This window comes from Rheinheimera sp., from assembly GCF_036568245.1.
In the GTDB taxonomy this organism is placed as follows: Bacteria; Pseudomonadota; Gammaproteobacteria; order Enterobacterales; family Alteromonadaceae; genus Alishewanella.
In genome coordinates, this window is the sequence record NZ_DATCSY010000150.1 from 1 (window position 1) to 8938 (window position 8938).

Consider the following 8938-nt stretch of genomic DNA (forward strand, 5'->3'; position numbering starts at 1 on the left):
GTCGCTAAGTACCAGGGTGTCGGTGGCTTTATCGTAGCTGTTAGTGCGATAGGCCTGCTTTAACGCAAATTGCAGCGTATTTTGCTGGCTGGGTGTCAAGGCGTCGTAGCTTAAACCAAACTCATCCTGTGCTGCGAGTTCCAGCCAGGCCATCAGCTCGCGGTGCAGCCAGTCGGCAGTCCAGTCCGGTGCCTGGTAAGCGCCGTGGCCCCAGATCGAGCCCAGCTGCATGCCACCAACCGATTGCCAGGCGGTTTGGCCGTTTAAGATAGTCTCATTGGTCATAATCACCTGACCTCTGGCGTCTACTACTTTCGCCGGAATAGGCGGCGCCGAGCGATATACCTCGGCACCAAAATAGCCCAGCACGCTAAAGGTAATGGCTAAAATGGTAATTAGCAGCCACCAGAGTTTACGATATCCGGCCATAATGCCCCCTAATGTTATTGTTTGTGCGCCAAGGTGTCATAGTTCACTCCTGTTTTTATCAAATGGGCGTTGCCGCCTGTGCAGATATTACAAGAATCGCGCCATAATTTAAGTTATTGTTTTTAATTTAATTAATTTCTTCGGCTCTAGTGAGAGGGTGGTTATTACCACGATGTTTTAGGGTTAATAATACCCTATGGGTAAAAAGTACCTTTCCCTTGCTGTTTATGGTGTTTTCTACCTCTTTGGCGATATAGGCAACAAGGCTTGGCTGATTTAAGCTGGCACTTGAACCAACAGCAATAAACAGAGTTGAGAACAGCTATGGAGTACTACTTACAGGTCAAGCAGCTGCATATGTTTTGTGCCTATCTTAGTGTTACCTTATTTATTGGCCGGCTGCTACTGGACATGTCAGGTATAACTGGCTGGCGATTTAGCCCTGCAAGGTATTTGCCGCATATCAACGATACCTTGCTATTGACGTTCGCCTTTACCTTGCTCGCAATAGGGCCCTGGCAGCCATTCAGCCATGCCTGGCTTGGTGTGAAAATAGTACTGCTGGTAGGGTATATCCTGACCGGGATCAGAGCATTCAAACTGTCACTACCGGTAAAGCGCAGAGTCTGCTGGGCTGGGCTGGCTTTACTACAGCTCAGTGGCATTCTGTATCTGGCGATAAATAAGCCGATGTTGTTTAGCTAGTTTTTATCTGGTGTTGGGCTTTATGTCCGGCATCAGGTTGTTGCGAATTAACATGCGCCGTACGCTCTGACACAGTTTGCCAAACTGGCGCAATTCATCAAATTTAGGCGTTCTTCCATGTTTTATGGCGTGCTCCCAAAAGCTCAGTTCTGAATCAACCATTTCCAGCATTTTCTTCGGGCAACCTATGCAATCGGTGTTGGTGCCGCAAACAAAAGTGGCAGGTTCGTAAAGCGGCATTTGCTGCTTTACATCAGCTATTAACTGCAACATTGCTGTGGTTAGATCGGGTTTTTTTACCAACGCAATCTCCCGTTTTCTCTGAGTTAAAGTTGTTCAAACAGTGTAACAAGGCCGCTGTGTAGGTAAATTCTGCTTGTAGGGTAGAGTCGTACCACTTAGGCGGTACGACGTTATGTTTAGTAAAGAAACAATAAGCTGTATCAGGCGTGCTGTTTGTAATCGTGCAGCGTATTAACACTTCCCGGCTCACGCTCATAATGCCGTAAACTGTGTTCGATGCGCCGGCCATGGCTAAAGGCAGAAACGCGTTTTAAGTAGCCAATCACCCGGGTGCCGTAATCTATATCGCTACTACCGCATGCCGGACAAGCACATAATGTGCGTTTATCAATAGCTTCACACTGATTACAGATGGTAATTTTGACGTTGACACAGAAGTAGTTACAACCCGTATTGGCGGCAATATTTAGCAAGTTAACATATCCGGCTTTATCGAGTTTTTCCTCCAGGTTCAAGTGTAACGCTGAACCGCCGTCTAAGTAATCAAGCAGTTTCCTGCCGTGCAACTGAAATTTGTCCAGAGTGTTGGTGAGTTCGTCTTCAACAACATAAAAGTAAGAGTTATAGCAATCGCGCGAAACCAGATAGCCGTCCTCACGATCCCATTTCGCATTCTTAACCCCCAGATTCTCTGCCGGCACAAACTCAGTATTAAACATATAACCATACTCAGCTTTAGCGGCCTTGTTGGCATCAAATATCGTTTTCAGATGTTGTTGTACAAACTGAATGTACTGTGCATTGTTGCCGGCAATTAAGCCTTGAGATTCAGCCGCCTCGACCATGCCATTTATACCGATAGTCAAAAACTGCTTATCAAGGCTGATAAAACCTGCATCATACACAGTTAATAAACCTGCAGCTTTGTATTCCTCCATCAGTTTTCGGTAGGCCACCTGGTAGCGGTGAATTTTCGCCACTTCAGTAGCCAGATCTCTGCCATCCTGGACCAAGCGGTTCATATTAATAGTAATAACGTTAATAGAGCCTGTAGCAACACCGCCCGCACCCAATGAGTATGAAAAAGTATTGTCACTGATTTCACTGCGCAAGCGACAGCAACTGGCTAACGAGTCGGCATTGTCTGACTGATAGATAAAGAACGAGTTTCCTTGAGCCATCTCTTGCGCAATATCATTGGCGAAGTCACTGTCTTTACACTGACCCTTTTCGGTCAACATAGCGACTGTAACAACAGGAAAGGTCAACACGGTTTTTTCGCGTTCTTTATTAAACCAGTTTAAGAAGAATTGCTGTAACGCTGATACAGAGTGCCACTCTGGCTTTACAAAATCGGGAAAAACAAAGTCACCAAACATACTGTTAAAGTAATGCTGATCGTATACGGAGATATTCCAGAACACACTTTGATAACCACGTGCGGCAGCGGGCTGATTTAGCGCGTACACCACATGTTGCAGATGATTTTCAATTTGTTTGCGATGCGTTTTAAGATAGTTTTCGCCATAGTCTTTACGGGCAAAGTAATCAAAATAGGTTAAAAACTCAACTGTTGCGACAGCCCCGGCAAACTGACTGGATACGGCGAAAACAAAGTTTACAAAACAACCGCAAAATGACTCTAAATGTTTAGGCGCCCTGGATTCGCCGCCAAGTTTAGTTAAACCATCCCGCAAGAACGGATACATGGTTACTGACACGCAATAGGGTTTTAGGCTGGTTTCGTCATGCACATAAATCTCGTGATCAGTAATCTGGCGCAGATATTCTGCTGCCAGTTCTGCGCCGAACAATTCACTGATTTTATTGCTTACCAGAGCGCGGTTGACCTGAATAAACTGGTCTTTCATCAGTTCAGCTTCCAATGTAGCGATGTTTTTTTGTGTCACATTGGCGTTGGCGTCCAGTTTTGAGCCGTCAGCGGCATTTTGTGCATGCAGATAGTTGCTGATAAAACCGAGTTTTTGTTGCAATTGATAAAAGTTCAGCGCTTGCATAGGGTGCCCCTCTGTTATTGTCCGAGAAATAAATGGTTCAAACATTGGCCTGTACGTAAATCGGTGAAAACCTGGTTAGTGTTGGGGTTGTTAAGGCCGCCACGTTCCGACTGCCAACGCCCGGTTTTCAGGTAAGTAAGCTGTTGTTTCAGTGCATTGGTAACGTCATCTAAGCCGGTATATAAGCAAGTGTTGAGCCCGGCATTGCGCGCAATAACAAGCATTTGTAATAAGCTACTCTGCTGCCACTCACCCCCCAGAAACAGCACGCAGCTGATAAGGCCAGCATAGGATGCCAGCCGATACTGAAAGTAATCTGCGCTAAGTTGTGTACCTTGCTCTGGCCGCCAGCTATAGCTACTGTGACAGCCTTTACAACCTAATGGACAACCGGCGATAGTAAACGCCAGCGAGACTTCCCCCGGTACTTCCTGAAATACTATTTGCTCGTCGGTGAATCTCAGCATAATTACTCTATATAGTGGTTTTTTGTTTGTTAATTGCTATATGTTGTGTTTTAGCTTAATGTCTTCTGAAATGGAAAGTTTGATCTGGATCAAGTTTTACCATCGCGACCAACGTGAGGTCAGCGGCAATACGCACCAGTACAGGGTTTGTTACCCCTTCGGGAGTAGTGGAGCGTGTTTAATCCAAATAAAAAAACCGCCCGCTGAAAACCAGGGGCGGCGCAGAGGAGCCAACAATTATATTGGCAAACGTGGATTTTCCAGGAAAGGCTACAACTGATAAACCAGCATCAACCAGATTTTAGTGGTATCGACAGCAAAACTGTCGGCATTGTAGTGGGCCAGTTTGAACACGCCTGATAGTTGGGCATTCAGGCTGTAACTGGCCGCTGCGTTCCATTCGTCACCGTATTTTGCATTGCCGGTATCACTGTCGAATTGGTGATACCCCAGCATCAGGCTAACGTCTTTTACTTTGGTATTTAGCTGCAACCAGTTATCGCGTAATCCGTTGTCAGGTGTATTTAAGAACATATCAGCAAAGCCAGAAAAGGCGTGTAACGTTGCCAGGGGTGTTTGAAACGCAGTTTGGCCATCACCGGCTAAGCGCTCTTGCCCTGCCTGCACGGTAACACCAGGCAGTGCCCAGTTCAGACTAATACGGTGATAGTTGTGGCTAAACGCTTGTGTTGCGTTGTGTGCATCGTCTTGCTGAGCCAGTGATAAATGCCAGCTTAACTGCGGTAGTACAGCAAGTTTGCCCTGATAATCGATGCCCAGGGTTCGGCTGCTGCGGCTGGTCCAATTATCAAATTCAAAGTCGTAACCAAAAGCCAGAAATTTATGATCAGCGTTAGCTTGCCAATGTGCAGTAAAGGTGTTGAAACTGCCGTGCTGATCGGCGGCGGTCCCTTTGGGGCCAAAGATGCGGTTTACGTTGTAGTAGTGGCCAAGTTCTAGTGTAAGTTCGCTACCAACGCTTTGTTGCAGACGATAACCATCTAATGTTTGTTCATTCTGTCGCCAGCCAACGCCACCGAGAAAACGCTGATTGGCATGGTTGACCAATTGGCGACCGGCGCTGAAGCTGGTTCCTTGTTTATTCTGATAGCTGAGTAACGCCTGATTGATATCGGTACCTTTCGGATCGGCCACTACGCTGTAGTGGGTTTTGCCGTTGTAGGTGCTGTTGTAGTTATCATTGCCAAGCAAGCTAACATTATCCAGTTGCACCACTGCGCTGAAGTTGTCGAACTTACCGGTTGTTACGGTTAAACGACTGCGCAAAGTGGAGGCTATTGCATTGTCCAGGGTGTTGTCTTGTTCAACATGTTCCAGACGGTAACGAAACTGTGCCGAGACCTCGCTTTGCTTAATGGCCGAGCTGAACTGCTCGTTAATGCTGGCATACAGCGGAACAGGAATAGTAGAAACAAAGCAAGTCAGCGTAATGGCAAAGGGCAGGGCAGAAACAGATGTTTTCATGATGGCGCTCCAGACTGCGGGTTGATGCACAGATCCTAGCCTGAAACTGATATTTTTATAATTAGGTTAAGGGGTTACCTAACTGTTGGTATAGCCAGCAACCAAATGTTACCAGCTACACCAACAAGGGTTATTGCATGAGTGGAGAGTCAGATAAGTTAAAATCGTAGCCGTCTATTTGAGCATCGACGATTAAGCGGTGAATATATTGCGCTACAGCTTTACGTCGCACTTTTTCGTTTAGATAGTCGGCAATTTTTTGCTGAACCACACTAAAGGGTAACTGTTTTCCCGCTACTTTGCGGGCAATATAGACGATATGGTAACCATAACGGCTTTCTACCGGTTGTGGCATTAAACCAGGGTCGGCATTAAATAGTTGCCGCTCAAACTCGGGTACGGTCTGTCCGCGGCTGATTTGACCAAGGCTTCCGCCGATTTCTTTTGACGGACAAGCCGAGTAGTGTTGTGCCAGCGCGGCCAGCGGTTCGCCTTGTTGTAGCTTACTAATTAACTGCTCGGCCAGGGTTTTGGCCTCTACCCGGGCTTTGTCATCCTCTGGCGCTGCCGCCAACAAAATATGGCTGACTTCCAGCAGCGGCGAGCTTTGAAAACGCTGTGGGTTTAGCCGGTAATATTGCTCGCACTCGGTATGGTTTGCCTGTGGAATAGCCACTTCGGCGTTGATCAGTGCATCAAGAAAGTTATCATCACTGGCGGTGTTGGCTTCACTTTTTACGCTTAGCCCCAATGCTTTGGCGCGTTGGCGTAGAAGTTCGCCAATTATCAGTGACTCAGCGGCCTTTAGCATGGCAGAGCGTTTATTGTTGGACGGATGATATTGCATTTCAGCCATGATGGCCGCTTCGCTGATACTGGCATTGTTGACTTGTATCATTTTAAACCTCTGTAACCGGGTTAGGTGTAACTTGCCGCAAGACAGCTTTTAGCCGATATTGCACACAAAGACGCCGTAAATCCGTCCCTGGAGGCTCCTCTTTGGCATCCATGCCAAAGACGCTTTGTTTAGCAATATCGGCACGCTGTCTTGCTGGTCATCCGATTTTGCCTGGCCCAGGTTGGAACCTCGTTAGCGCAGTCACAGAGTGTCTGAGCCCTGCCGCAGGCAGCAGGGCGAGTTGCTGTGGCGAGCATAGCGAGAGTTGCAACCGTCAGGGCCAAACGCGGCTATCGCACAAAACGCTGACGTACAATCTGGTGCTGACGGCGCACATACTGCACCGGCACACTTAACATATGTACCAAGCGGCTGAACGGGAATACCACAAACAGCGTCATACCCAAAAATACATGCATTTTGAATATCCAGTGTACGTTGCTTATGGCTTCAACCGCAGCGGTGCTGTTAAAAGTAACGGTGTTTTGCGCCCAGGCCATTAGTTTTAGCATCTCAGCGCCATCCATGTGCCCCAGCGATACAGTGATGGACAGTAAACCTAGTATCAATTGTGCATATAATAGCAACAAAATTACGATGTCCATGGTATTGCTGGTCGCACGGATACGCGGGTTACCTAATCGCCGTTTGATCAACACGGTTAGTCCAAAAAAGCAAATCAAGCCAAACAAGCCACCGGCTCCAACAGCAATCATTTGCTTCATTTGGGCAGTGATGCCCAGCAGATGCCAGATTTCTTTTGGCATTAATAGGCCAAAGAAATGGCCAAGGAAAATACCCAGAATGCCAATATGAAACGGGATACTGCCAAGGCGTAACTGCTTTTTTTCCAGCAACTGACTGGAGCTGGTTTTCCAGGTGTACTGCTCTCTGTCATAGCGGATCCAGCTACCTATCACCATAATGGCGATGGCGATATAGGGATAAATGCCAAAGGCAAACATATTTAAGTGTGCCATGCTAAAACTCCTTTAGGCGCGCTTTTCAGCCGCAACTTGGTATAAGGTTTGCTCCGTTGCCGGGCTGCCTAACAGCTCAGTACTTAACGGAATATACTGATCTCGACGTTGGCCTTCTGCCGGCTTATTGCCGGTGCCACAGGCTGAGTTGGTCTGTTCATTGCCTATAAAGCTGACCATTTCCTCTTCCCACACTTTGTCTAACGCTTTGGGCGTGTCGTCGCGCTGTTCATTAGCGATCTGCTGTTTAATGTCGGCCAAATCGACCTCTGCTTTTGATAACGACAGCAGAGTGGCGAAAATGCCGGCATAATCTGATTGCCGCTGTTCGAGGCGACACAGCAGTACTGCCAGCACCGGGGCGATTTCTTCGAGGCCAATTTGCGCATTTTGCGTACCCTGAGTGGATAAAAACTCCAGATACAGTGGCAAATAGTCTGGTAGTTCTTTCACGCCGATATCCAAACCGGCTTCACGATATTGCGCCAGTAAGTTGACCATAGCCTGGCCGCGGTCACGCGACTCACCATGAATATGTTCAAATATCAGTAGTGAAAGCGACCGGCCGCGTTCAAACAGACCATCGTATTCCGATTGCCAGTCCATAAGGGCTCCGGCGGTGCGAGACTGAATAAACTTAATCAGTTGCTGTTTATGGTCAGTATCGATAGTGGCGTTGGCCACTACCGATAGCAGATCATCTTTGCCGTCCAGCATGGGCTGGTGTGGATAGTCCAGTAACAGTGATAACAGTTGTAGGATCTGCATAGTTATTTACTCCTGAATATCAACCGGGATAACCTGACGCACGCCTTTGGCTTTAGTGCCAAATAGGTTTACGCCGTTATTACCATCGCCACAGCCATTACCAAAGCTAAAACCACAGCTCGACTTTAAGTCGTAAGCGTTTTCGGCATAGGCGCGGTGGCTGGTTGGAATAACAAAGCGATCTTCATAGTTCGCCAGAGCCATATAGCGGTACATTTCTTCAACCTGCACCGGCGTTAGGCCCACTTGCTTGAGCACGTCAACATCCTCAATGCCATCGACCTGCTGCGCACGCTTGAAGGCGCGCATCGCAATCATCCGCTCCAATGCCCGCACCACCGGTGCTTCATCGCCGGCAGTAAGCATATTGGCCAGATACCGCAGCGGGATCCGTAATGACTTCAGATCCGGAATTTCGCCATTCATGCCGACATGGCCAGCTTGCACTGCGCTTTGAATAGGTGACAGTGGCGGCACGTACCAAACCATGGGTAAGGTGCGGTATTCCGGGTGTAGTGGTAGTGCGACTTTCCAATCCATCGCCATCATGTAAACCGGTGAGCGCTGGGCGGCTTTAATCCAATTGTCACTGATACCTTCAGCACGGGCCGCGGCAATAACCACCGGGTCATTTGGATCGAGGAAGATATCCAACTGTGCCTGGTACAGGTCTTTCTCGTTGGGAGTATTGGCCGCTACTTCAATTTTGTCGGCGTCATACAGCAGCACGCCTAAGTAACGGATCCGACCAACGCAGGTTTCAGAGCATACTGTCGGTTGGCCTGCTTCAATGCGAGGGAAGCAAAAGGTACATTTTTCTGATTTACCGGTTTTCCAGTTGTAATAGATTTTTTTGTACGGGCAGGCTGAGACACACATACGCCAGCCGCGGCATTTGTCCTGATCAATAAGCACAATGCCGTCTTCTTCCCGCTTGTAAATGGC

General features: G+C 47.8%; 9 protein-coding genes and 1 pseudogene. 1 reads left to right on the forward strand and 9 read right to left on the reverse strand.

What is annotated here, in order from left to right:
* Positions 1-429, reverse strand: a pseudogene (locus VIN66_RS06440) (nitric-oxide reductase large subunit); the annotation flags it as partial.
* A 324-nt stretch (positions 430-753) separates the two neighbouring features.
* Here VIN66_RS06440 and VIN66_RS06445 point away from each other — a divergent pair.
* Positions 754-1134, forward strand: a complete 381-nt coding sequence (locus VIN66_RS06445) for a SirB2 family protein (protein WP_331923206.1) — start codon at positions 754-756, stop codon at positions 1132-1134.
* Between the two features lie 3 nt (positions 1135-1137).
* Here VIN66_RS06445 and VIN66_RS06450 read toward each other — a convergent pair whose 3' ends face one another.
* The 8 genes from VIN66_RS06450 to narH form a co-directional block, all read right to left on the reverse strand.
* Positions 1138-1437: a hypothetical protein gene (locus VIN66_RS06450; RefSeq protein ID WP_331923207.1), complete on the reverse strand. Its 300-nt coding sequence runs from the start codon at positions 1435-1437 to the stop codon at positions 1138-1140.
* A 140-nt stretch (positions 1438-1577) separates the two neighbouring features.
* Positions 1578-3440, reverse strand: coding sequence for an anaerobic ribonucleoside-triphosphate reductase (gene nrdD, locus VIN66_RS06455; RefSeq protein WP_331923208.1), 1863 nt, complete (start codon positions 3438-3440; stop codon positions 1578-1580).
* Positions 3410-3862: an anaerobic ribonucleoside-triphosphate reductase activating protein gene (gene nrdG, locus VIN66_RS06460; protein WP_331923209.1), complete on the reverse strand. Its 453-nt coding sequence runs from the start codon at positions 3860-3862 to the stop codon at positions 3410-3412. The genes nrdD and nrdG overlap by 31 nt, the downstream gene beginning before the upstream one ends.
* Positions 3863-4132: 270 nt before the next feature.
* The gene (locus VIN66_RS06465; RefSeq protein WP_331923211.1) at positions 4133-5347 is read right to left on the reverse strand and encodes a hypothetical protein; all 1215 of its coding nucleotides are present in this window, start codon (positions 5345-5347) and stop codon (positions 4133-4135) included.
* Between the two features lie 130 nt (positions 5348-5477).
* Positions 5478-6245 (reverse strand): peptidylprolyl isomerase, encoded by a 768-nt coding sequence (locus tag VIN66_RS06470; RefSeq protein WP_331923212.1) that lies wholly within the window; start codon positions 6243-6245, stop codon positions 5478-5480.
* Between the two features lie 290 nt (positions 6246-6535).
* Positions 6536-7225 carry a respiratory nitrate reductase subunit gamma gene (narI, locus tag VIN66_RS06475; protein ID WP_331923213.1) on the reverse strand — a complete coding sequence of 230 codons (690 nt, stop codon included), beginning with the start codon at positions 7223-7225 and terminating at the stop codon, positions 6536-6538.
* Positions 7226-7237: 12 nt separating this feature from the next.
* On the reverse strand, positions 7238-7993 hold the full coding sequence (gene narJ / locus VIN66_RS06480) for a nitrate reductase molybdenum cofactor assembly chaperone (protein ID WP_331923214.1): 756 nt from the start codon (positions 7991-7993) through the stop codon (positions 7238-7240).
* A gap of 6 nt (positions 7994-7999) precedes the next feature.
* Positions 8000-8938 (reverse strand): nitrate reductase subunit beta (gene narH / locus VIN66_RS06485; RefSeq protein WP_331923215.1); only part of this gene is annotated, 939 nt, incomplete at its 5' end.

Bases quoted from the DNA above. Each gene is read 5' to 3' on its own strand.
- VIN66_RS06445 (WP_331923206.1), top strand. From the start codon at position 754: ATGGAGTACTACTTACAGGTCAAGCAGCTGCATATGTTTTGTGCCTAT.
- nrdD (WP_331923208.1), bottom strand. From the start codon at position 3,440: ATGTTTGAACCATTTATTTCTCGGACAATAACAGAGGGGCACCCTATG.
- nrdG (WP_331923209.1), bottom strand. From the start codon at position 3,862: ATGCTGAGATTCACCGACGAGCAAATAGTATTTCAGGAAGTACCGGGG.
- VIN66_RS06465 (WP_331923211.1), bottom strand. From the start codon at position 5,347: ATGAAAACATCTGTTTCTGCCCTGCCCTTTGCCATTACGCTGACTTGC.
- VIN66_RS06470 (WP_331923212.1), bottom strand. From the start codon at position 6,245: ATGATACAAGTCAACAATGCCAGTATCAGCGAAGCGGCCATCATGGCT.
- narI (WP_331923213.1), bottom strand. From the start codon at position 7,225: ATGGCACACTTAAATATGTTTGCCTTTGGCATTTATCCCTATATCGCC.
- narJ (WP_331923214.1), bottom strand. From the start codon at position 7,993: ATGCAGATCCTACAACTGTTATCACTGTTACTGGACTATCCACACCAG.